Raw genomic sequence first — 24,173 nt, 5'->3', positions numbered from 1 at the left:
TGAATGCACGTTCCCATGAAATGAACCTTACATGCGATTGAGCTCATGATTGCATATATTCGCTCTGCTTGATTTCTGCTCTGTCTGAACGCTGATCTGTTGAACTTGTTGAAAACTGTTGAATCTGTTGGATTGCAGTTAGACGACAAGGGGGGCTTCTGGTGGAATCGTTAAAACCGATCAAGCGCAGCCGCTTGAGAATCTTTCTGGGCAAGCGGTATTACCGCTTACGGCGCTATCTGGAGTGGCATCTGGACGGCAAGACATACGCGCTTCGCCGTGAATCGCAGCAGCTGCCATATCTCGCTTTCACCCACCGGACCCCCTTGCTTCGTCAGCTGAAGGACGTAGACATGTGGATGCAGTACAACAAAATCCATAATCTCAAAATCGCTGCCAGCAGATTGAACGGGATCATCGTTCGTCCGGGCGAGACTTTCTCCTATTGGCGGATCATCGGCAAGCCTACTCGGCGCAAAGGCTATCTGGACGGCATGGTGTTGTCTTACGGCCGCGTTATATCCGGTGTGGGCGGCGGACTGTGCCAGATGTCCAATTTGATCTATTGGATGACCTTACATACCCCGCTGACCGTTACCGAGCGGCATCGCCACAGCTATGACGTGTTCCCGGATGCCGGGAGAACCCAGCCCTTCGGCAGCGGTGCGACCTGTGCCTACAACTACTTGGATCTTCAGATCCGCAACGATACGAATAGCACCTATCAGCTGATCGTCTACTTAACCGATACCCATCTCGTCGGTGAATGGCGATCTGAGCTGCCCCAGACCAGGACCTACGAAGTGTATGAGCGGGATCATCTCATTACCTGCGAATATTGGGGAGCCTACGTCCGGCACAATACGATCTACAGGCGGGTCTACAACCTCGACCATGAATTGATCGACGACGAATACATCACTGAGAACCACGCCATCATGATGTACGAACCTTTATTGCAGGAAGGCCGCCCAGAGCAATTGGGGCACGCTAAGGAAGAGAGCCGGCAGCAGGATCAACCGCTGCGCCATCCACAGCAGAAGCGGCAGCAGAAGCCGAATTGATGATGTGAGCAGTTTTGTACGATTTTTAGGACAAAAACCTTCGCAGCCCCGGCGACTTCACGGGTTTTGTAGGAATTTTAGGATAAAATCTGCAACATCGAGCATCGATCAGCGATTTTTATCCTATTTTTAGGATAAAGTTCGATACTACGTGCGCCAACCAGATGTTTTTATCCCAATTTTATGACAAATTGGAAGCTTATTTTCTGTCAGAGGATAGTATCCGCAAGATCGTCTTCTGCAGAAAAGCTAAATGATCATAAATCAATCATCGTAGATCTAATCATCATAAGTCTAACCATCATAAATCTAACCATTGTGTATCCAACTTTCCTATATCCAAACTTCTTATAAAAAACTCCTCGCAGCCAGGCCCTTAAGCCGGCGGCGAGGAGTTGCTGTTATCGGGAGCCGATCGGGAGCCGTGCCGCGATGAAGCGCACCCAACGGCAGGTTTGAACCCGACCTAACCTTATTCCCAATCCTCAGTCTTGATCGCAAAGCCCTCGATCACGATATCCTCGTCGATCTCGATGACGAGGCAGCGTTTCCCCCGCATATTCACTTGTTTGATATACTTCAGGTCTTCCGGGCGAATCGCAATCGTCGCAGCCTGCGTTTCGATCTTGATCGATTTGGAGGAGAACTTCGGCAGGACGTTGGCGGCTTTGAGCTCATAGTTGCGATCGTCCGTCACCAGCTCGAAGGCCCGTTCCACCTTCTCCGCCGTTACATCCTCCACGCCGCTTACGACCAGCACCCGCTCCACATCCTGTACGTCCAGCTTCGGCGGCTCATCTTCCTCCTCATGCTCATCGATATACTGCTTGATCTCCTCGTACACCTGAGCAAGCGTACTCGGTTCCAGCTCCTCGCCGGCTACTTCTCTCACGATCTCTTCGAATACTTCCTTATCCTGCTGAGCCGTCAAGGGAAGCTCTGCATCCAGCACCTCTTCGACCATGCGCAGATCCGGTTGATTCGCCTTCTCCGCAGCGTACAAAACATGGTTCACATCAGCATACCCATCCTGAACACATGGATACAGGAACCCGCCCTGCGGCTTGGCGAGCTTGATGATCGGATCGACGGTCACCTGATATTTGAATTCCCTGCTGATGTAATCGAAGACGAGGGTCTTAGGAGGCTGCTCCGTCGTGTTGATCGAGCATAGGATGAATTTTGCCGCGTACCCTTCATCCTGCTCATATTCTTCTGTTACCTCCTCCCGCTTCTTAGCCGGCTTATAGACCTCCCCCCGGATGAAAGTGATAACGGTATCCTTGGCAAACTGGAAGTCCGTGAGCATTTTGTCTACGAGCCTCAGCATCTGCTCCTTCCACTCTTCGACATCCTGTGCCTGCAGAGCTTGATAGAGTATGCGGCGCGAATGGTTCTCTGAATGGTTCTTTGAATGGTTCCCCGCCGGGTGCTCCGCCCCAGCTTCCAGCTCTGTTACCGTTCCAGTCTCCGTCCGGAAGTGGAGTTCGAACAGCTTCTCGTCCAGGCGTCCGGAGAGCACCTTTTTGAAATTGCCCATGAAGAGTTCCTGCTGATCCCGCTCCAACAGAGCGAAAGGCTGGCATTCGTGATGATAGATCTCGCTGCTTTCCTTCATAATATACACATGGAAAATATCAAATACACGCAATCGGTCGTTGTCCAGTTTAAACTGTCTGCGTATATAAGCGATATCCTTAGCATTCACCGGTTGAACATCTCCTAGTCTCTATAGATTGCTGATTGAATATATGAACTCAAGTCCCGCATGAATTGCCAGTTTAACATAGATCGGCTGTCATATATGAAGCCGCTTGATCGCTTAAGATCACCCATCCATTATATCGAAAAGCATCCCGTTCAGTAAGCAAAATGCCGGAAATACCGTGAAAACCTATGCGAATCTAGCATTTAACAAAAATTTTGATACAATAGAGAGACCATGTCGAAAATTAAGGAGGTTGAAAATGACACGGTTGCCACAGTTCATCGAAAATGTACAAGGGAAACTTTGGTTGACCGAAGATGAAGACCATAACCTGGAGATCAGATACCACATCAAAGAAGTCTTGTTCGAGGAACAGAGCAAATACCAGCATGTCATGGTCTTGGACTCCTACACCTTCGGACCGATGCTCGTGCTTGATGGGATCGTGCAGACAACGTCCAGGGACGGATTCATCTACAATGAGATGATCTCCCATGTTCCCTTGGCCTATCATCCGAACCCGCGAAATGTTCTGATTATCGGCGGGGGCGATCTCGGAGCGGCACGGGAAGCAGCCAAGCATGAGAAAGTCGAACGCGTGGATCTCATCGAGATCGATGAGACGGTCGTTCGCGCCAGCCAGCTGCATATGCCCGAAGTGTCCGGCGGAACCGAGATCAGTCCAAAGATTCGCATCCACTACCGCGACGGCGTCGAATACGTCAAGAACCTCAAAGCGGAATACGATGTGATCATCGTCGACTCTTCCGACCCGATCGGCCCGGCGGTCGAATTGTTCTCTGAGGCGTTCTATCAGAACGTTCACCGCGCTCTGAAAGACGACGGGATCATGACATGCCAAAGCGAATCCCCGATCTTCTATCAGGACATCATGGCCAAGTCCTACAATCGGATCGCGGGCATATTCCCTCATACGAAGATGTATACTGCGGTTGTTCCGACTTATCCGGGCGGCTTCTGGACCTTCACGCTTGGTGCGAAGCAAGCCCTGCCGGATCCGGAACAGGTCCGTTTCGATATAGATGCACGTTATGCCAATGAAGAGGTTATCCGCGGCTGTTTTTCCTTGCCGACTTTCATCAAGAAGCAGCTGGAGAAGTAAGCTGGCCCTCACTGAGAAGCATACTAACTCGATAGAGAAGCAGCTCTAAAGCACACAAACTCAAGCGAAAACACAAAACACCTGCTAACCAACAACCTCTGCCAAGTTAAACGGGGCTGTCCAATAAGTCAGTGACAACTGACGGATGGACAGCCCCTTTATGTGTGAGACGACACTTTTAGTTGTCTGAGATGCGTCGAGGCAGGATCTGCACGCGAGACAACACTTCTTGTCGTCTCAGATGCGTCGAGACAGGATCTGTGCGTGAGACAACACTTCTTGTCGACTCATCTTGCGCTGAGACTGAATCTACGCGCGAGACGAAACTTCCTGTCGTCTCAGCTGGCGGCGTGACAGAATCTGCACCTGAGACGACACTTCCTGTCGTCTCAGGTGCCTGTATCCTACGCGCGGGGCTGCCCAACAATCATGCCAGCAGTCATACACATTAGTCATGTCCGTCAAATATCAGTCATGCCGGACTTACTGGTCAGCCCCGCTTCTGCCTTATTATTCGATTACTTCACAGGTTCCAAACCGAGTTCTCACACCGGCGCCTCAGCCGTCTTAGCTGCCTCAGCAGCCTCAGCCGCTGCCAGCCGTTCATTGTACCTTCTGCGCAGCGGGATGAGGATGACGGCACCGGTCACGATTGCAAGGCCCAGCACCGCAGCGGTGAGGTACATCCCGTCGAACCCGTTGCGGGAAGCGATCTTCGTCACCTCCGCCGCGCTGCTGGTGATGACCTCGCGCAGCGTCGGGTCTTGGATCGCATTCATCATCTCGGTCATCTCCGCTTCTGACATCCCCGCTGCACCTTCTGCCATGCGTGCACCGATCTGTCCGAGTTCCATCCGGGCCTCCGCAGACAATTCCACGCCTGCAAGATTCTCCCGCAGGATATCCGGAAACTCCTCGCGGTACAGGGTGCCCATTCGATTGAATGCTCGCGCTAAGAATCCTGCATAGATCGTCGGTGCCAGCGTCATCCCGATCTGACGCAGCAGCGACAAGGAAGCCAGGGCAGAACCCTTATCCTTGGTCATCCCTTCCGTAGCCAGGATGTTCAGCGGCGCTCCCAAGATGATCCCCATGCCGACACCGGCGATGATGCTCGCGGCGATGAATTCCCAGCGGGTCTCGAGCCACAGCGGGAAGAGACCGAAGCCCAGGGCTGAGATCAAACCGGCCGCTACAACGGCGAAGATCGGCCCCTTCTTGCCGACCAACACGCCGCCCATTCCTGCGCCGACACCGGCAGCCAGCGCCAACGGCGTCATCCAATAGCCCGAATTCTCCGCCGCGATGTCCAGTACTTGTTCGGTGAAGGCGGGAATATAGATCATCGCGGCGAGCAAACCTCCTGACAGCATGCCGATCAACAGCACCATCAGATAGCGCGGCTGCTTGATCAGACGAATCGGCAGGATCGGATCGCCGCCCGCTTTCCGTTCAAGCTGGTTCTCGTATACCAGAAGCACGACGATCAAGAAGATGCCAGCGAGCAAATAGCCCCAAACATCAACACGGCCGAGACTTTGCATAATATCCACATCGATGTTCGTCAGGCCCAGCATCAAAGCCAGGATCGCGACGGACAGAAGGATCGTACCGCTGAGATCCAGCCTACCCGGCGACGGATCCGCCGATTCCTGTAATTTCATCACGCCTAATATGATCAACACGACGGCGATCGGCACGTTGATCAGGAACAGCACATGCCAGTTGCCTGTCAAGTCCAGCAGGAAGCTGCCGACGTTGGGGCCCAAGACTGCAGCCACTCCGTTCATCGCTCCCAACAGACCCAAGTATTTGGCTTGCTTGCTGGGTTCAACCGTGCTCAAGATATGGGAACTGCCGATGATGAAGATCCCGCCGCCGCCGAGGGCCTGCAAGAAGCGCGAGAACAGATAGAAACCGAAGCTGGGACTTAGTGCTACAAGCAAGGAACCAAGCCCGAACAGGGTGATCTCGATAAGGAACAACCTCTTGCGGCCGTAGCGGTCCGACAGCTTCCCGATGATCGGCAGGCTGATGGCCAAGCCCAAGGTGTAGATCGTGATCCCCCAGGCTCCCCAGTTTGCCGATACGCCGTAGGAACGGTTGATCGTCGTCAGCGCGGAACTGATGATCCCGTTATCCAGCTGTGCCATGAAGACGCCGATTGAGAACAATAGGATCGCCCAGAATTGGGGCGTTTTAGCTTTCATACATATTCCTCCATTTGCTGCATGATCAACTTGCTGCTCATTATATTCCGCCTGGCTTGACAACATCCGTACAAAAAATAGGGGAACGGTCCCCTCGCCATCGCAGATCACCTTCACCATCATTCATCACCGTCATGACAACTGCCATCACCGTCATGACAACTGCACGAACAGTCAAGCTGCGGAGGATGGCGCATAGATCGCATAGAGCACATAGATCACGCTGCATGTATGATATTTGTCACATAATCAAGGATTATACTGTATCGAACGCCCGCCTTCAAATGAACATTTTAAGAATAATAAAGACCAAGACTGCCGATCCCGAACAGCCTTGGTCCATATACATCCGCTTATTCAAACCGCACCAGGTAGTAGTTCTTCTTGCCGCGGCGGAGGACAACGAACTTGCCGTGCAGCCGCTGTTCAGCCGTGATCACGGCGTCGATGCTGCTCACCCTCTCCCCGTTGACGGAGATCGCTCCGCTCTCGATATCCTGCCGCGCCTGCCGGCGGGAAGGCGCCGCCTTCGTCTCAATCAAGAGGTCGATCAGCCCCGTCTCCTCTTGGCCGGTGATGACCGCAGTCGGCATGTCTTGGGAAGCTTCGATGAGCTCCGCTTCGCTGAGTTCCGCGATATTCCCGGAGAAGAGGGCGCGGGTGATGTTCTCCGCAGCTGTCACCGCCTCATCGCCGTGTACGAAGCGCGTCACTTCCCGCGCCAGTTCCCGCTGAGCAACCCGTTTCTCCGGCGCCTGTTTCAGCTCCGCCTCGAGTTCCGCGATCTGCTCCGGCGTCAGGAAGGTGAAATATTTTAAGAACTTGATGACGTCGTTGTCGTCGGTGTTGATCCAGAACTGATAGAACTGGTAGGCCGATGTTTTGCTGCGGTCCAGCCAGACAGCGCCGCCCTCGGACTTGCCGAATTTCTTCCCGTCGCTCTTCGTGACAAGAGGAAGGGTGAGACCGTATGCTTCTCCGCCGCCCATCTTGCCCATGAGATCAAGTCCCGCCGTAATATTCCCCCACTGGTCGCTGCCGCCTACCTGCAGGCTGACGCCGTGATCCTTATGCAGTTTGTAGAAGTCATATGCCTGCAGGATCATATAGCTGAATTCGGTGAAGGAGATGCCCGTCTCCAGGCGCGAGCTGACCGATTCCTTCGCCAGCATGTAGTTAACCGTGAAGTTCTTGCCGATATCGCGCAGGAAGGTGATCAGATCCAGCGGTCCAAGCCAGTCGTAGTTGCTGACGAGCTTCGCCGGATTGGTCTTGCGATCGAAGTCCAGGAAGCGCGATAACTGCTGCTTCAGGCTCTCTGTCCACTGCGCAACGATCTCAGCGGAATTCAAGGAACGCTCAGAAGATCGGCCGCTCGGATCGCCGATCATGCCCGTCCCGCCTCCTACGAGAGCGATGACGTTATGCCCTGCTTCCTGGAAGCGGCGCAGCACAGTGATCGGCAGCAGATGGCCGATATGCAAGCTGTCCGCCGTCGGGTCAAAACCGATGTATAAGCTGATCGGCCCCTCGGCCAGTTTGCGCTCCAAACCTTCGCGGTCCGTTACTTGGTAGATCAGACCGCGGTATTCCAGGTCCTCCAGAAGCCGGCTTGCTGATGCAGAATGATTCGTCATATGGATCTTTCCTCCTTGGGATGATGTAACCTCATATTCAAACCTAAATAATAAAAACGCCCCTGTCATAAGACAGGGACGATTGCTCGCGGTACCACCCTATTTGAGCATGCGCATCCTAACGACATGACGACATGCCCCGCTCGATCGGATAACGGCCGACACCGTCCCATTCTTCTGCACCTGTGCAGTTTCGAAATGGGATGCTCCAGGACGTAATTCGCCTTCGCACGTGCACCGGCTCGCACCACCCGCCGGCTCTCTGTAAGCAGCGCTCGCGAACGCTACTGATTCCCATCATCGCTTTCACTTATTATGTGACTTACTTTACAAGATTATATCCCATGTTGTCAACAGCAGCAATGCCAAGAGGTGTCCGTCCATGCTCGTATATCGTTTACTAGTCAGCAAACCAGCTGGCCGATCAGCCAAATCGCTTGCGGTAACCGCAGCGGCGGCACAGCTCTTCGACCGCCTCCCGGCGGGAGAAGCCTTCGACGATGCGCCTTGCACGCTCCCCATCTATGATCTCCGCGAAGGAAGCATGTTGGATATTTCCCAGATCGATCACCCCTTCCCCATCCAAGCAGCACGGCACGACAGTCCCGTTCTCGAGAATCGCCGCATGGGTTCTTAGACCATGACAGAATCCCTTGCCGTCATCCCTGGGCGCCGTCAAACTCGGCCACTCAAACTCCGCATCCTGATTCAGATAGATGCGTTCCGCGATCTGGATGCCGCCGCCGGGCTCGACCTTCTCTTCGATCGTATAGTCCAGATGGAACTCCCGCTCGATCATCGCCAAGGTCTCACGGTTGCGTTGCTTCTGGGCATTGGTCATATTGTCCCAGCTGAGGTTCCACAGACGGAGCGAGATGATCACGCCCTGCGCCGCTGCTTCATGCGCGAAAGCAATGACAGCCCGTAAGTATCCGGCGCGATCCTTCATGCCCTCATTGCCGTCGAAGCTGTGCAAAGAGATATTGACCTGCCTGAGCGCCGGCTTCCCCAGCAGCTGATCCTGCTTCTTGGCAAGCAGCGTGCCATTCGTCGTAATATTCACCTGAAAGCCTTTGGCATGGCTGATGTCAAGCAGTTCTCCGATGCGCGGATGAAGCAGCGGCTCGCCCTTCACATGGAGATAGATATAGTCCGTATAAGGTTTGATCTCGTCCAGCCTTCTCGCGAATTCCTCCGGCTCGATGAAACTCGCTCGGCGCTCTGTCGGCGGACAGAAAGAACAAGCCAGATTACATACGCTGGTGATCTCGACATACACTCTTTTGAACTTTCGGATCGAAGTCATCGTATCCTCAGCCTCTTCTCTGCCATGATCGGAATCGTGATGCAGTTGATTAAAGCGCATTCAAAACAACTTGCTGGATGAAGCTTGCTTTCTGGTATCATAACTATATATTACAAGATCGGGATGACAAGATCACCGATGCGGAATCAACAATAGAGGAAGAAGGGAATCATGATGGCTGAACCGATGAAACTGATGTATAACGAGGATTTTTTGCTTCAATTCGGAAGGAGGACAGCGGATGTATATCCAGCCTTCCAAACCGAAGCCTTCGTGCGGGAAGTGACGGATGAGGACTGGGACGTGCTTGAGCTGAAAGAACGAATTCGCAAAATCTCAACCTCCCTCGGCCGATTCCTGCCTGCGCGGTATGAAGAGGCGCTTGAAGTGCTGTTTGCGGTGAGCAAGCGGTGCGTCGGGTATCCTTATGTCTTCCTCCCCGACTTCGTCGAAGTCTACGGTCAAGCGGAGGAACATTGGGAGCTGTCGATGCGTGCGCTTGAGCGGTTCACGCAAGGTTCTACGGCGGAATTCGCCGTCAGGCCCTTCCTGCTTCGCAATCCCGAGCGCATGATGAAGCAGATGCTGGCATGGACGGAGCATCCCAGCGAGCACGTGCGCCGCCTCGCCAGCGAAGGCTGCCGACCGCGCTTGCCATGGGGACGCACCCTGCCGATCTTCATCCAGGATCCGGCACCGATCCTGCCCGTCTTGGAGCGGCTGAAGCAGGATCCATCACTCTATGTGCGCAAGAGCGTCGCAAACAATCTGAACGATATCACGAAGGACCACCCCTCCGTCGTCTTAGCGCTCGCACGGCAATGGAAGGAATCGCATCCGCATACCGATTGGATCATCCGACACGGCCTGCGCACGCTGATCCGGCGCGGCGATCCCGCTGCCTTAGCGCTGTTCGGCTACGTGGATCCGTCCGAGATCGCTTCCTATATCGCCTATGCCTCACTGTCCGCTCAGCCGCAAGCGGTGCCGATCGGCGGAAACAGTGAACTCAGGTATGAACTCCAGCTGCGGGACGGCGAGGCGCTGAAGCTGCGCATCGAATACGGCGTCTATTATGTCAAAGCGAGCGGCCGCACATCGCGCAAGCTGTTCCTGCTCACCGACAAAGAAGTGCCCGGCGGTGCACGCCTTACGGGCAGCCGCACGTTCCACTGGGCAGATCTCTCCACTCGCCGGCATTATCCGGGTATCCATCGGATCACGCTGGTCGTCAATGGTCACGAAGCCGCCGAGACCTCCATCGAGCTGTACGAGTCGGAATAAGCAACGATCGATCTGTACGCAATTGAACATGCATGCTGAACTTCGTTCATGCAATCAACCATGCACCTCGAACTTCAATCATGCACACCGAAATCCGTTCGTATACGCCGAACTTCAATCATGCACACCCAACTCCGCCTGTCCGCGGACCGCGCTCAGCCGGCATTCTTCGTCCAACCAACCTACACCCGTCCGACGAGGATATCCAGATCAATGGTGATCTCGGAGGCGCCCTGCTTGCAGAAAGCCTCCACCCTCTCCGGTTCCGCGGACCAAGCCAGCGGTGTCATACGAGTGAGGTCTTGCAACTGCTGCTCATCCAGAGTGATGGTATCCTGCAGTTGGATGACATCGAGCAGATCGATCTGCTTCTCGAAGAGGGAGACCGTCTCATCGTTGCTGTAATCCAGCTTCTCCTGGTCATCGAACAAGGCTTCTCTTAATTCCTTAAGATACCCCGTCCGCGGCACCACTTTCACGACCAGCCCGCCCGGCACGAGCACCCGTCTGAATTCCTTATAGTTCGCCGGCGACAGGATGTTCAGGATCACCTGCACCGTGTGGTCAGCTAAGGGAGAGTTCGCAAGGTCCCCCACCACCCACATGGCATCTTTGTACCGTTTGGCCGCCATGAGGATGCCTTCCTTAGCGAGGTCGAGGCCGATGCCGTACAGGTTCGGCGCCTTCGAAGCAGACAAGATGCTGTTCAGATGCGAACCTTCCCCGCACCCCATATCAGCGATGAGGCAAGATTCCTGCGCCGCACCCGCTTCCTGCTCAATCAGCGTCTGCAGGGTCTGATGCAAACGCGTGTACATCGCACTCTCCGTCAAGATCCGGTGCCTTGCTTGAAACAGTTCCTTCGTATACAAACTGTTCGAGGGCTGCACCGCCAGGTTCAAGTGCCCATGCTTGGACAGATCGAAGGTATGCCGGTGCGGACAGATCATGCTCTTAAACTCCACCAGCTGCATCCTTTCTTCGCAGATCGGGCAGCGGAAGATGCCCTCGAATTGTTGATACCGCCGTGCGCGTTGATATTTGTCCGTCACGATGCTGCCATTCCTTTGCGTTAATCTATTGAGATGATTCTATTATACATCTTGGATCTGGGCGATGCAGTTTTATACGATGAATAGAACCAAAACGATCCCCCGATCTCGCTGCGGTCTCCTCCGCTTTGATCACTGCCTGCTATTATACGAATTTTAGGACAAAACCGCACCGCGAGTTGTGTGGTCTAAGATGTTGCTGATGCGTACCGTCAGGCGATTCTTGCCTTCGACGAGGTATTCGTTGATCTCTGCTTCGAAGGGGGTGAACCCGCCCTTGTGATGAACGACGAATTGGCCGTTCACATAGACCCATGCTTCGTGGGTTGCCGATCCGAATCGCAGGACCAATCTTTGATCACGCAGCGCTTTCGCCACGGTGAATTCTCTCTCATACCATACATATCCGCTGTGCTGGCGAATCTCGGCTAGTACCGCTTGATCATTGAAGGAAGCCGGTACGGCCATCAATTCTTGCGCAGGTAATGGTTGGTTAACATCAATTTCCTTGGTTTCATCATCGATCATGAATTTCCAGATGCCGCTGAGATCCAGTACGGTGCGGCTGTCAGTAGTTATCGGATACAACATGTGCTACTCCTCCATTTCGATCTGAGGAAAACTCTGCCTCACGACTCATTGTTTGCTCGCCTGATCAAAAAAATTCACTCTAGCCTATCTTTATCAATGTAAGGGCTTTAATTTGGTTATAGTATGATTATAGAGGATGTGGTAGCATGATATTAGAATTTTTATTTCTGGATTCGTAGGATTTTTGCTAATTCGCATCGTTTTTTGTATGCTGGAGAACCTAAGGAGGGTACCCCGTCCCAATGAAAGGGAATACGGATTTTCAGGAATATGTTCCGATCATGCACATCCTTCATTCCGTCACGAAGATGGACGTCCGCCTAATCGATCAAAGCGGAGACATCTTCAATGAAATCATCATTCACGAGATTCCCGCCGTACTCGAACAGCCGAAGGAAGACTTCAAGCATATCCTGGGGGTTCTGCGGCAGCATGAGCCGGAGCGGTTCTATCAGCACATCAGCCCGTACGGACTGGAATATATCGCGTCAGGCATCTGGGAAGCCGCCTCCCTCGCCGGTGCGATCTTGCTCGGTCCGCTGCTGTCCAGCCAGGAAGTGATCCACCGGATCCAAGATATCATCATGGACCACCAGCTTGCTGTCAGCGACCGCCAGCTGCTCGAAGAGTTCTATCAATCCCTGCCGATCCTGAGCGACGAGGAACATACGTATGTCGGCAAGCTGCTTGGTCACCTCTGCCAGCATCCCCGCGTTCAATCTCAGCAGATTCCGCCGGCAGAGCAGAAGCCTTATCAACCGGTGAATTTCCGCGCGGTTACCATGGAGGAAAGTTATCAGATCATCGAAAGGCGCTATGAACATCAGAACCGTTTGATGGACGCCATCACCAAAGGGGACAAAGAACGTGTCAAACACGAGGTAAGTTATCTGCTCTCCGAGCTGCCGGCCTTCTCTGAGCGCATCCCGGAAAACCCGATTCGGACTTCGAAGAACCTCGGCTTCGTGCTGAACACGATGTGTCGAATCGCTGCGGAGCGAAGCGGTGTGCATCCCGTATACCTGCATCATCTATCCGAACGCTATGCCATCCTGGTCGAGCGCACGAGTACCTTTCCCCTCTTGAAAAACTTGTTCCAATCGATGGTGATGGACTATTGCGATCTGGTCATCAGCACCTCCACGGGCAATTACAGCGCCATCGTCAAGAAAGCCGTTGACTATATCATGCTCAATCTCGGGCAGCCTCTTCCTCTGCAGGAGATCGCCGAGCATATCCACGTCAACCCTTCCCATCTGTCACGGAAGTTCAAGGAAGATACCGGCATGACGATCACCGAATTCATCAACCGCAAACGGATCGAAGAAGCCGCCCTCTACCTGCAGCGAAGCCGCCGATCCGTCACCGAAGTCGCCTTTATGGTCGGCTTCAACGACCTTAACTATTTCAGCAAGGTGTTCAAGAAGATCATGAATGAAACCCCCACGCAATACGCCAAACGGCGGAGGCATTGAGAAGGAGACAGCCTGCTTATATATGCGCAAAAAATACCTCAGCGGACGGAACCGCCTGTCCTGCGACAAGGCAGTTCGCTCTGCTGAGGTTTGTGTTGGAATGGCAAGATCGCCATTACGCACCGAACACCATCATAAGTTGTCATGCTTCGTACATACATAATAAAGCCCCTCGACAGATGTTGGGGGGCTGCTTTATTTCGTTTCATCTGTTCAGTAGCAGCAAGTTCTTGAAAGGGGAATGTTTGTCTATCATAATCTCAAGCTTTTTGGGGACGCATATATGGTGCAAATTACTCTCACAATAGCATTGATTATAGTTGAAATTTGCAGATCGTTATTGCTTCAAGCAAAAAAAGAGAAACGAAGTAAAAAATAACGGAACGTAAAATCTCCGCGATATCAAAGCATCCTGTTCGCGGGGATTTTTTTGTGGTGAATGGGATGGGGGTTTGTATGTTTCTTCCATTTCGGCATTATATTCAATCCACGCACTCCATACGGAGTGCGACTAGAAATTCCGTACCAGCAATGTTGTATCGGAAAATATTTCAATCCACGCACTCCATACGGAGTGCGACTGATTATGAAGCCGATCATTTATCTGACCGTTGGATTTCAATCCACGCACTCCATACGGAGTGCGACTCTATGCGGTACCTAAGACCGTGGAGTGGATCAAAATTTCAATCCACGCACTCCATACGGAGTGCGACCGAACTCGGAAAGATCCACTTGATGACGGCACTAATATTTCAATCCACGCACTCCATACGGAGTGCGACGGAATGCCGGCTCGTTATGCTTGCTGATCTTTTTATTTCAATCCACGCACTCCATACGGAGTGCGACTGACGATCCGCACCCTTATCCTCCATCAGTCGGGGATTTCAATCCACGCACTCCATACGGAGTGCGACTTCCATGTCCTTTGCTTTCAGACTTTCTAAATCTGATTTCAATCCACGCACTCCATACGGAGTGCGACTCCTAGGGATTTCGATAAGCAACGTTTATTATCATCTATTTCAATCCACGCACTCCATACGGAGTGCGACTTGCTCAGCTGGAGCAAGGAATTCGCGACATGTCATTTCAATCCACGCACTCCATACGGAGTGCGACGTTGTTTACATGTTCGCTCCAACGATTCATCGAATTTCAATCCACGCACTCCATACGGAGTGCGACAGCTCGAAGAAGCTGAAAAGCGCGGTCAGCAGTATCTATTTCAATCCACGCACTCCATACGGAGTGCGACTATTCAGAAAGGCAGACAAGTTCTGTTCGACAAGATTTCAATCCACGCACTCCATACGGAGTGCGACTCCTAGGGATTTCGATAAGCAACGTTTATTATCATCTATTTCAATCCACGCACTCCATACGGAGTGCGACACTACCATATGGACGAATGAAAAAGACAGTGATATTTCAATCCACGCACTCCATACGGAGTGCGACAAAACGCAGCAAAGCTTCGAGCAATGGACAAGCATTTCAATCCACGCACTCCATACGGAGTGCGACGGGCAACGGATTGGAAGTGATCGTCAAATGATGCATTTCAATCCACGCACTCCATACGGAGTGCGACAGCCGGATCTGAGAGTCCTTGTCCAACAAGGCCTTTCGGACCCGAAAGTGCGAACCCCTTTTTAGGATACCATATTTTCCTTTGATTTTATATCAAAAAAGCCACAAACCCTACAGCGGCGCGGGGTGCGAACCTCCCGGGGATTTCATGTGCACTTGGGGTTCGCACCATTAGAAGATCAAGGTGCCTTCCAGATCCAAAGCAGGTTTCGCACCGATATGTTCCACTTTGTTTCGATACTTGTTCCCTAATCGATAGATTCGTAAGCTATCCTTTTCATGATCGATCAATTCCATAAGTTCTAGCTTTAGCTTAGTTAACTGTGCTGCGTCAACAATGCATTCAAAGACCGAATGCTGTACGCGCTGCCCATAATTCTGACAAACCTTCGCCACTCTTCTCAGTCTCCTGGCTCCATCTGGGCTGGAAGTTTGCACGTCATACGTAATCAGCACCAACACACTCCATCACCTGCCCTCATCTACTTCCATAGAAATGGCGGATACTCATCCAGATCGCCTCTAAGATATCTTGCAAGCAGCAATGCCTGAACATATGGAACCAGTCCCCAGGGAATCTTCTCTCCAAGAAAAGGGTGCGTGATCATCTCCTGTTTCTTCGCTTGCCAAGCTTTCAAGAACAACTTCCTGGTTTCATCGGTCATCAAGACCGCACCATTCTCCTTCTGATAAAAACCATTCGGCGTCACTTCTTTGCGGTTAATTAAAGAAAGCACGAAACGATCCGCATAGATTCCACGCAGTTCTTCTATCATATCTAGGGCCAGAGATACTCTTCCCGGACGGTCCCTGTGCAAGAAACCAACATAAGCATCTAGACCAACGGACTCAAGAGCAGCTGCCATATCATGAGTCAGAAGGATATACGCAAATGACAGCATCGCATTCACATGATCCCTGGGCGGCCTTCTGCTCCGTCCGTGAAAAGTGAAACTTTCCTTCTGTTGCAGGATCATATCATCAAAGACCTGGTAATAATGCCATGCTGCCTGACCTTCCAAACCGCGTAATGTCTCTAAGTTCTCACAACTGCGAGCTTCATACAGATACTCATCAAGCTGATGAGAGATGGATTTGAAACGTTCAACATCTACACGGAGAGGATAGTCACGCGTCATTCGTTCGAGCATCCATTTGTGATTATAGATCTTACCTATAATAAAGTTGCGCGCGATCAAAGCGGATTCTCGCTCTTGATCAGAGATGCGGTACTGGGCCTTGCGGAGCGTTACGTTGCCCCTGCTTTGCCCGATTACTCTAGCAAGAAACCTCCCGCTCGCTGTAAGGAACGTAATCGAAATATTCCGTTCAGCACAATATCCCATCAGTGCAGGACTTGCCCCTGTATATCCAAAAGTGATGATGGATTCCAGATTGTGCAGAGGCAAGCGGCCCAGAGCCTGCTGATCTTTTAACAATACGATATTATCTCCATCAAGGGATAGATAAGCATCGGGCTGAGTGACATACAAAGTATTCAACAGTTTCCTCACTTATTCACTCAGCCTCCCTTCAATATAACTTTTGACGGAACGCTTGTTCATAAGCTTCGGCAGACAGATATTCTTCAGAGAGCAATTGTTGCAGAAGGGGCCGGTTTTCACCTTAGGGGTGTAACGCTTATCAAAATAATGGTGCATCTCCTTAGCCATAAGTTGAACCGTTTCGCGAAGGGTTTCGGTGATCGGTACTTCGACACGATGTTTGATTTGTTCATAGTACAAGTACCCCTTATCAATCCGACAGGCTAACATTTCCTCCAAACAGATCGCCTGTGCAACTAATTGGATAACATCTTCCAGTCCTTTCTTCGGCCTCCCGCGCTTATACTCAATGGGATAGGCCTTGTATCTTCCCTCTTCGCCAACCAGCTCTACTCCTTCGGGATCCAAATGAAACTCTACGACATCGCATACCCCGGTAAGCTGTAATTCATGAGAGCGAACCGGCATCCCTCGTACGATAAGTTTGTTCCCCCGCTTCTCTCGCAGCAAGGCTTGATGCGCTTTGTGATGGAGGTGCTGCCCCTCTACCGTGAGAGCATTCTCCTCCCATTGCTGTTCGATGTGAATCAGGGCCCACTGCCGCTTGCAGAATAGGAAATGTTGGAGCCCTGACAACATCAGATAGCGATCCTCTTCTTTAGATCCCATCGATCACCTCAACCTGCAGCCCATCCAGCTGCTCCAGGCTAATCTCATAATCTTCAAAACTTCTTGGCTGCTCTGTCAGCGATTTGATCTTCAAGGAGCGGTGCACCTTAGCAGAGGAATATTGCCCCAACTTCGAATTGTGCTTCCACCAATAGACCTTATGTACTTCCATGCTGCCTTCAGGACGAGCGGAAGAACTGTCATTTTCGAAGAGAGTCATCAAAGCCTGTTTAATTTTCTCCGCATCCTCGTTTGTAAATCCGGTCTTCTCCGCTAGTTGTGTATTGATGCTGCCCTTGAATACGTACAAACCGAAATCCACCCGATGCTTCATGCCCATCGTATCTGAACTACGTGTTTCTTTTGGCTCCGAGTTCACACTCTTAGTGATCTGTATGCTTACGATATCAATCGGATCGATACTCGTCGCTGCATGAATCGAAACAGGACCGCGAATTCCAATAGAAACTGAGTTCGTCTTAAATGCAAATACTTGTCCAAAGCTGCGAACATCAATCCATTCTTTACAAGCAATCTTAGTAAATTCCTCAACGGAAGTATTTTTGGCCTTCAACATCTTTGCTAATTCTGGATGTGCCTCTGCACGCTCCCGCAAACTGTTATAGGAATCCGTCCTCCGATCGTCAGATTGTACGAAGATCTTCTCCCCCATATCTTGCAAACGGTTTCTAATCTTTCTTTTAATTGCTACGTCAGATATTTCACCGTAACCGTCATAATTCTGACGCGGACGATTCCCGTTTAAAGGATCCCCATTCGGATTCGCCTTCGTAACGGACAAAACAACCGCAAAATCAATCTTATGATCCAAAGTGCTCATTCGTTCGTCTCCTCCTCTTGCTCATTATTTTTCTTATACAGTTCACGACGCTGGCTGTAGAAACCTAATAGATACTTTTCGTCCAAAGGTTTATTGTTAAAATCTTGGATATCCATCTGATCCGCGATCTCATCGATGAGTCTGGACAGATACGCTGCTTTCGTTCCTAACTTGGCTTGATACGGCTGCAAACTCGCTTGAATCGTCTTCCAAGTTCGGCTTGGACTCTGGGCAAATGAGTTCATATAACGGATCGCGTTGGTCGCTCTGGTCTCTTCTTTGCCGAGAGCTCTTCGCTCAAGCACATCAGCCACGGCTAATAAACGGCCAAACAGATAACTGCGATCTCTGGATTCTGTATCCAACGCCACATGCCATTCCTCCTTTTTGTCCAATAATGACTTTCTGATCAGTGCACAGGTGATGCTTAATGTCTTTTCCCATTCCCACACTTCCATCGATACCGGATTAGAAGCTCGATAGAAGGCACTCCTGACGATATCTATAGGAAGTGAACGAAGATCCACGATACAAGGCATAAGCCGTTCCACTAAGCCTTTAACCACTTTGTCACTGGCTCGCGGACCATATGCAGCGAAGGCAATATCCTTCGTTGCAGGAGCACCGTAGAAGGTAACCCATTGATTGTTATATTTTCGGTACTTATGTTCCCAAGCACAAGATGTATGCCACTGTTTAAGTCGATTTAAATACAGATCCTTATCAAGGTGTCGATAATATAAGACAGCCATTCTACCTGTTGTTGCCGAATCTAAGATGAGTATGTTGACATCAGACTGATATGTTAGATCATGGCGATAGCCGTCGATGGCTTTGCTGACTTCGGCTGCGAAGAGCTGCCCCGTTTCGGGTTCCCTTTCTATTTCTCGTCCCGTCTGCATCATATAGTCCACTGCATCGTCGTTAGGATGAGGAACTGGACTGTCATCCTTGCTCCAGACCAGGAAGATTCGGTTGTGGATTGATTTGGCTTGACGTTGAATTAACCATTTCAACGCATTATGTGCTTTTTGCGAAACGTCATAGCTGATCGACACAGCTTCCTTACTGGTCAAAAAACGTCCCCGAAAGGTAAATCCCGAAGTGTCATTTGCAGAGATTAATTTAGCCTTATCTCCGGCATGTCGAATCTTATCCGCATGACGTTCTGTGCTGGGAAGCCTCTTTCCTGTTACATAACAAACATCTTGATCTCCAAGCTTCTCATGATAATACGCAATAAACGAGTTATACATATCCGGGTCTTTCCAAACATCCTCTGGTGAGTCGGGCATGAAGACATTGAAACGAACAAAGGATTTATAGATCTCACTTACGCCGCACGAGAAAATGGGCGGTTTTTCCCCGTAACGTTCCTCATATTTCTTATCCCATTTCTCGATCATGTGTCCGTTATCATCCAGTAAGATCACGCCGGCATTCACCAAATCCTCGATCAAGCGACCTTTGCTCAGATAAGCATAGATCGCTTTCACCTTGGGCGTCGCGTGCGGGGAATTGGCCCAATCCGCTAAATTGCGAATATACATGTCAAAGGGTTTTTCTTGTGAATTTTTTGTTTTTTTGACCACCTTACCGCTATATTTAACAAAGTCACCTGCTACATACAAAAGAGTATCGTGAAGCGGATAGGGAACAGTATTGCTGGTACGATTCGCAGATTCTTCTGTGCAAGGGATGACCGTGTTTTCTTTATCCAACGCCCTCGCATCCAGAAAGTCTCCATCCTCATCGACAGTAACTTCGATGTGGGCTGTCTGGGTGGTATGTGAAATCGGAAGCAGTGTATATTCCCGATCATCCTGCTTCTTCACAACCTTGCCGACTTGATCCAAATTGGCTTCATATGTTTCATATAGGTGAAGCAGCCAACTCATCCTTCTCACCTCCTAAGAAGTTATCCTGTTGCTCTATGACTGGATTGAAGCACCCCTGTATCCTCAATCAAGCCCCAAATCAAGGTAGAGTTGATCGACTGATTGGACATTTCCTTCATGGAATCGCTTAGCTTGCATCTTCCTTATCGGGCGAACAATCTTGCACTCCTTAGGTCTTGGAAACTTGATATAGCCCCTTACCATCTCAACCGACCATAGACGCACAGAGAGCTCGTCCTCTCCCGTCTCATCGGGATAGTTGAATCCATGCACCATCGTGCCCAAGTAATGTACACGGTCATCATCGTCGTAATAGCCTTCACCGCTGCCAAATTCACAGGGTTCTACGTATCCCTGACATTCACGCGTCCCAAGGTAGATGTCTCTGCGTCCGCCTGCTTTCAGCGACCGCTGCAGGATGCTGTAATGCTTTCCTTCAATACGGTCATGTGCCAGATCCGGTCGATGGGGATTAAAAATAAAATGCGCCCTTACCTGATAGCGAACATTCCTTAGATACGTATAGTTCGCTAAGTCATTCTCACCAGTATTGTACTTGAGCGGCCTAACGCCCTTGGATTCCATCTGAATAGGGTTCATCACACGAACTTCATCGATGATATACATGATGGTCGGTTTCCAATAGATGGACTCCAATATGCCTTTTAGGGCTTGGTATGTAGGGACACTGTAAGATAATTTCTCACCTCCAATTTTAGTGAGAGGATCTGTAAACAGGGCATAATCGCCGTACACTTCGAATTGCACTTCGTTGCGCATGATTGTGTTCACCTCCTTTGAAGTAAGCGGTATCGGCTGCTACCAACTGATGAATTCCAACTCCCCCTCTCCCATAAGATCAACACCATATTCCTTGCTGTACCAATTCTCTCTCAGCTCATAGATCATCCCATCCAGGTGTTCGACAATCGCCCCTTCCTGTCTGAGGATCCTCCATTCCTGCGGATAGAGATTAACAATATAGTGCTGCGCCTCCTTCAGCAGCTGGTTCAAATCCTCGATCCATTCAATGCTGTTCAGTTGGGCGATGATCTCTCGTCCTCGATGATAGGGGACAATAACCGAAGTAGTCGGCTCATCAATCACCTGAAAATGTTCTGCCGCTGTTCGATAACTGCCGCACAAACATAAAGGAAACGGCTTTCCGGTTTTCCTATAGTAATGATTAATATAGCTGTTCTCTTTAGGATGAGACATAAGCAGCTTAGTCATCTCATTGTTCACTTCGGGAACATAATAATTAAGGGACGATTCCATCTTCCTGTAGAAATGGGTAAAATAATCTTCCATCGCACGCTGAAAGAGTAGACTTCCTCCATACCTCTCAGCTTTTTTGTTGAATATTCCGATCAGACTCGCTGAGATACTCCCGCCGATCTCAATCTCCTTAAGGCTCTTCAGTTTCTCCTCCGCATGACGAATGATATATACGTTGCGAGATAACTCTTCTCCGTGCCGATTGCATCGTCCAGCTGCCTGCGCAATAGAGTCCAAACCAGCCAGAGAGCGAATCACGCAGCGAAAACTGACATCGACACCGGCTTCGATTAACTGAGTGGTAACGCATACAAATGGAATCTTTCGATTCAACATCTCTCGGATTTCCTTCAGCTGATCCTTCCGGTGGGATGCACACATAGAAGTGCTTAGATGATAAACCGGGATCGATGTTTCTTTTAATAGGAGATAGAGATCTTTCACGACCTTCTTCGTATTCAGGATAACAAGCGTACTGCCCCACTCTTCGATCTCCGTCTGAATCCAAGCGGCTAATTGTTCATTTGTCATAGGCTTGTCTATCCGATCCACCAGCTCTACCCGTTTAAAAGCCTTGGAAACAAACTCCAAATCGGAGACAATCTCGCCATCTCGATCTTTCAGAAGACTATGCTTTACGCGTTCCAAGGTCGGCTGGGTGGCCGTGCAAAGCAGTATGCTGCAATGGGCGGTTTGCTTCAAGAAATTCAACGCCTCATTAAACAGGGAAATGCAATGTACGGGGACTTTCTGTACTTCGTCAAATATAATCACTGAATGGCTTAGATTATGCAGCCGGCGCGTATTGCGATTCCCCTTAGCGTAAAATACATTCAGAAACTGTACTAAAGTTGTGAATATGATTGGACTGTCCCAGTTATCTCGAGCGAGCTTCAATCTCTCTCGCTGGGTAATGAGCCCGTCATCGGCTTCGTCGCCTTGTTCTATGTGCAGCGTATTATCTTCGATGATGTTCGAGTGGTGTTCCAAGATATGTTCATCATCTGCTAAGATCTGACGTACTTCTTGAGCATTCTGTTCGATGATCGTGGTGTAAGGAACCACGTATATGATCCTGTGTTTCTTGAATTCCAGGGCATGTTTAAGGGCATAACGAAGGCTGGCAAAGGTCTTGCCACCGCCTGTTGGGATGGACAAAGTATAGATGCCGGAAGGTTTGGAAGCGAATTCATCACACGCATCCGACATCTGTGCTCTCAGTTCGTTGATCGTTCCTTTGGCCTGGTTGTTGTCCTTAAGAGCTGCCAGGTGATCCAGCAAGCGATGATAATATCGTTCGAACAGAAAGGTCTGTTGAGTATACTCATGAGATGATCCTTCTTCGTCCTTCCCCTCTGCCTCTCTCTGTTCTTCAAATCTTCTAGTATCCGTCCGATCGGCGTCGATCAGGCAGCTAAAGATGAACTTGCTTAGGAAGAAACATTGCTCCGGACTATAAGCAGTATACTGACGCAATTCATCCACAGCTGCAGAGATATAGTCAGACAATTCTTCTCTAGAAATTGTGTCCTCAAAAAAACGTTCAACCGCCTGCTCATATTCTGGCAACTCTTTGTCTCGCACTCTTCTTAAGAAATCCGAATCCATATTCGGAGAAATATAGTCCTGCAGATTCGAATGGTGGGAAATGATAGCGTTAGAAACGATCTCGGCAAGCAGTTTCTCATGGAAGGAAGTCTCTTCATGGTGAAGCAAGGAGAATAGTAGTTTTCCCCCAGCGGTGGAGTGGTCAACTTCTCCTCGTCGATAATTAGAATCTTCAGGATGAAAAGCCGCGGTCTGAATATAGGATTGGAATGAATCGCTGTACTTGCCTAAGTCATGGAGCAGACCAGCTAATCCTGCGACAGATCGAAGTCCCAGCTTCTCTCCGTACCGTTCAGCTAAATGGCATACTCCAATCAGATGGTCCCTCACGGATTGGATTGCCTTGTCGTACTCCCGAACATGGGCAATATAGACCACCGTCATCCCCTCTTGCTCATGGATAATTAGTTTTATTTTACCATATTGGCGACAAAAGTCATCATATCTAGTTAGAATTTTCGCGAATATGTCAAAAACACCCCTTTCTGGGGAGTTTTAAGATTTAGCTTGGTTTTCGAATTGATATCCATGAATTCGTTGTGTTGTAATCGTTGGCACAATGATTCTGATATAAATGCGATTCTAAACAAGACGACATAAGAAGCTAAAGTTTCTCACGTTGCATGAGAAGTGAGTTAGAGCCGTATGGAGTGTACCGAAGCGGGCTCTCCATACGGAGTGCGACCGTTCGTCGGCGGATTTGTGCGCGGCGGTCGCCGATTTCAATCCACGCACTTCGTGCGGAGTGCGACACTGCCATGTCATCTCACCAAGTGCCAATCTATCACGATTTCAATCCACGCACTCCGTGCGGAGTGCGACTTAGATCGACTTACACCACACTTGACAACATGCTTATTTCAATCCACGCACTCCGTGCGGAGTGCGACGGTACCTGTACTGGTTTGTACGCTGGTTTCTTCCATTTCAATCCACGCACTCCGTGCGGAGTGCGACCTGGTTCTGGTTTCATTTGACAACCCGATCAGCATTTCAATCCACGCACTCCGTGCGGAGTGCGACTCTAAATTGCGTTTAACGATATCATTCATGGTTTTTAATTTCAATCCACGCACTCCGTGCGGAGTGCGACGTTTTCCATATATAACGGTTTTCTTTATCATCTGAATTTCAATCCACGCACTCCGTGCGGAGTGCGACTGCAGGCTCTTACCTCAGATGTCATTAAGACCGCCTGATTTCAATCCACGCACTCCGTGCGGAGTGCGACGAACAAAAACGGAAATTTTATGACAGCAAAGAGTGATTTCAATCCACGCACTCCGTGCGGAGTGCGACTACAATCCACAGAGCGACAAGCCGGGGAT

General features: G+C 50.3%; 16 protein-coding genes, 1 pseudogene, 2 CRISPR repeat arrays and 1 other annotated feature. Of the genes and pseudogenes, 4 read left to right on the top strand and 13 right to left on the bottom strand.

Going from position 1 to position 24,173, the window contains the following annotated elements; all coding sequences use genetic code 11:
- Positions 1-161 precede the first annotated feature (161 nt).
- Positions 162-959, top strand: a pseudogene (locus PRECH8_RS05705) (VanW family protein); the annotation flags it as partial.
- Positions 960-1,536: 577 nt separating this feature from the next.
- Here PRECH8_RS05705 and PRECH8_RS05700 read toward each other — a convergent pair.
- On the bottom strand, positions 1,537-2,772 hold the full coding sequence (locus PRECH8_RS05700) for a DUF4317 domain-containing protein (protein ID WP_200966135.1): 1,236 nt from the start codon (positions 2,770-2,772) through the stop codon (positions 1,537-1,539).
- Between the two features lie 259 nt (positions 2,773-3,031).
- On the opposite strand from PRECH8_RS05700, the gene speE reads away from it, so the two are divergent.
- Entirely contained in the window at positions 3,032-3,895 is an 864-nt protein-coding gene (speE, locus tag PRECH8_RS05695) for a polyamine aminopropyltransferase (RefSeq protein ID WP_200966134.1), read from the top strand.
- Between the two features lie 545 nt (positions 3,896-4,440).
- Here the strand turns inward: speE and PRECH8_RS05690 are convergent.
- The 3 genes from PRECH8_RS05690 to PRECH8_RS05680 form a co-directional block, all read right to left on the bottom strand.
- Positions 4,441-6,105: an MFS transporter gene (locus PRECH8_RS05690; RefSeq protein ID WP_200966133.1), complete on the bottom strand. Its 1,665-nt coding sequence runs from the start codon at positions 6,103-6,105 to the stop codon at positions 4,441-4,443.
- 353 nt (positions 6,106-6,458) lie between these two features.
- The gene (gene tyrS / locus PRECH8_RS05685) at positions 6,459-7,742 is read right to left on the bottom strand and encodes a tyrosine--tRNA ligase (protein WP_200966132.1); all 1,284 of its coding nucleotides are present in this window, start codon (positions 7,740-7,742) and stop codon (positions 6,459-6,461) included.
- Positions 7,743-7,813: 71 nt separating this feature from the next.
- Positions 7,814-8,052: a binding site (T-box leader), on the bottom strand.
- 114 nt (positions 8,053-8,166) lie between these two features.
- A complete protein-coding gene (locus PRECH8_RS05680) occupies positions 8,167-9,039 on the bottom strand; it encodes a radical SAM/SPASM domain-containing protein (protein ID WP_200966193.1) in 873 nt (290 codons plus the stop codon).
- Positions 9,040-9,222: 183 nt separating this feature from the next.
- Here PRECH8_RS05680 and PRECH8_RS05675 point away from each other — a divergent pair, with 183 nt between their 5' ends.
- Positions 9,223-10,332, top strand: a complete 1,110-nt coding sequence (locus PRECH8_RS05675) for a DNA alkylation repair protein (RefSeq protein ID WP_200966131.1) — start codon at positions 9,223-9,225, stop codon at positions 10,330-10,332.
- Between the two features lie 182 nt (positions 10,333-10,514).
- Here PRECH8_RS05675 and PRECH8_RS05670 read toward each other — a convergent pair whose 3' ends face one another.
- A complete protein-coding gene (locus tag PRECH8_RS05670) occupies positions 10,515-11,384 on the bottom strand; it encodes a putative RNA methyltransferase (RefSeq protein WP_200966130.1) in 870 nt (289 codons plus the stop codon).
- A gap of 156 nt (positions 11,385-11,540) precedes the next feature.
- Positions 11,541-11,975: a sugar-binding domain-containing protein gene (locus PRECH8_RS05665; protein WP_200966129.1), complete on the bottom strand. Its 435-nt coding sequence runs from the start codon at positions 11,973-11,975 to the stop codon at positions 11,541-11,543.
- A 242-nt stretch (positions 11,976-12,217) separates the two neighbouring features.
- Between PRECH8_RS05665 and PRECH8_RS05660 the strand changes: the two genes are divergently transcribed.
- Entirely contained in the window at positions 12,218-13,450 is a 1,233-nt protein-coding gene (locus tag PRECH8_RS05660) for a helix-turn-helix transcriptional regulator (RefSeq protein ID WP_200966128.1), read from the top strand.
- Positions 13,451-13,929: 479 nt separating this feature from the next.
- Positions 13,930-15,047: direct repeats of the CRISPR family, unit length 33 nt; unit sequence ATTTCAATCCACGCACTCCATACGGAGTGCGAC.
- Positions 15,048-15,217: 170 nt separating this feature from the next.
- Here PRECH8_RS05660 and cas2 read toward each other — a convergent pair.
- The 7 genes from cas2 to cas3 form a co-directional block, all read right to left on the bottom strand.
- Positions 15,218-15,508: a CRISPR-associated endonuclease Cas2 gene (cas2, locus tag PRECH8_RS05655; protein WP_200966127.1), complete on the bottom strand. Its 291-nt coding sequence runs from the start codon at positions 15,506-15,508 to the stop codon at positions 15,218-15,220.
- Positions 15,509-15,528: 20 nt separating this feature from the next.
- Positions 15,529-16,560, bottom strand: coding sequence for a type I-C CRISPR-associated endonuclease Cas1c (gene cas1c, locus PRECH8_RS05650; RefSeq protein ID WP_200966126.1), 1,032 nt, complete (start codon positions 16,558-16,560; stop codon positions 15,529-15,531).
- The gene (cas4, locus tag PRECH8_RS05645) at positions 16,561-17,220 is read right to left on the bottom strand and encodes a CRISPR-associated protein Cas4 (protein ID WP_200966125.1); all 660 of its coding nucleotides are present in this window, start codon (positions 17,218-17,220) and stop codon (positions 16,561-16,563) included.
- The gene (gene cas7c, locus PRECH8_RS05640; protein WP_200966124.1) at positions 17,210-18,061 is read right to left on the bottom strand and encodes a type I-C CRISPR-associated protein Cas7/Csd2; all 852 of its coding nucleotides are present in this window, start codon (positions 18,059-18,061) and stop codon (positions 17,210-17,212) included. Before cas7c ends, cas4 begins: the two co-directional genes overlap by 11 nt.
- Positions 18,058-19,959 (bottom strand): type I-C CRISPR-associated protein Cas8c/Csd1, encoded by a 1,902-nt coding sequence (cas8c, locus tag PRECH8_RS05635; protein WP_200966123.1) that lies wholly within the window; start codon positions 19,957-19,959, stop codon positions 18,058-18,060. Before cas8c ends, cas7c begins: the two co-directional genes overlap by 4 nt.
- 63 nt (positions 19,960-20,022) lie before the next feature.
- Entirely contained in the window at positions 20,023-20,739 is a 717-nt protein-coding gene (gene cas5c / locus PRECH8_RS05630) for a type I-C CRISPR-associated protein Cas5c (RefSeq protein WP_200966122.1), read from the bottom strand.
- Positions 20,740-20,778: 39 nt separating this feature from the next.
- On the bottom strand, positions 20,779-23,229 hold the full coding sequence (gene cas3 / locus PRECH8_RS05625; protein ID WP_242457452.1) for a CRISPR-associated helicase Cas3': 2,451 nt from the start codon (positions 23,227-23,229) through the stop codon (positions 20,779-20,781).
- A gap of 335 nt (positions 23,230-23,564) precedes the next feature.
- Positions 23,565-24,144: a CRISPR direct-repeat array (repeat unit 33 nt; unit sequence ATTTCAATCCACGCACTCCGTGCGGAGTGCGAC).
- Positions 24,145-24,173: the final 29 nt, after the last annotated feature.

The organism is Insulibacter thermoxylanivorax (assembly GCF_015472005.1).
Taxonomy (GTDB): domain Bacteria; phylum Bacillota; class Bacilli; order Paenibacillales; family DA-C8; genus Insulibacter; species Insulibacter thermoxylanivorax.
The sequence above is the reverse complement of the archived record's forward strand: the minus strand, read 5'-3'. Positions and strand labels throughout refer to the sequence as shown.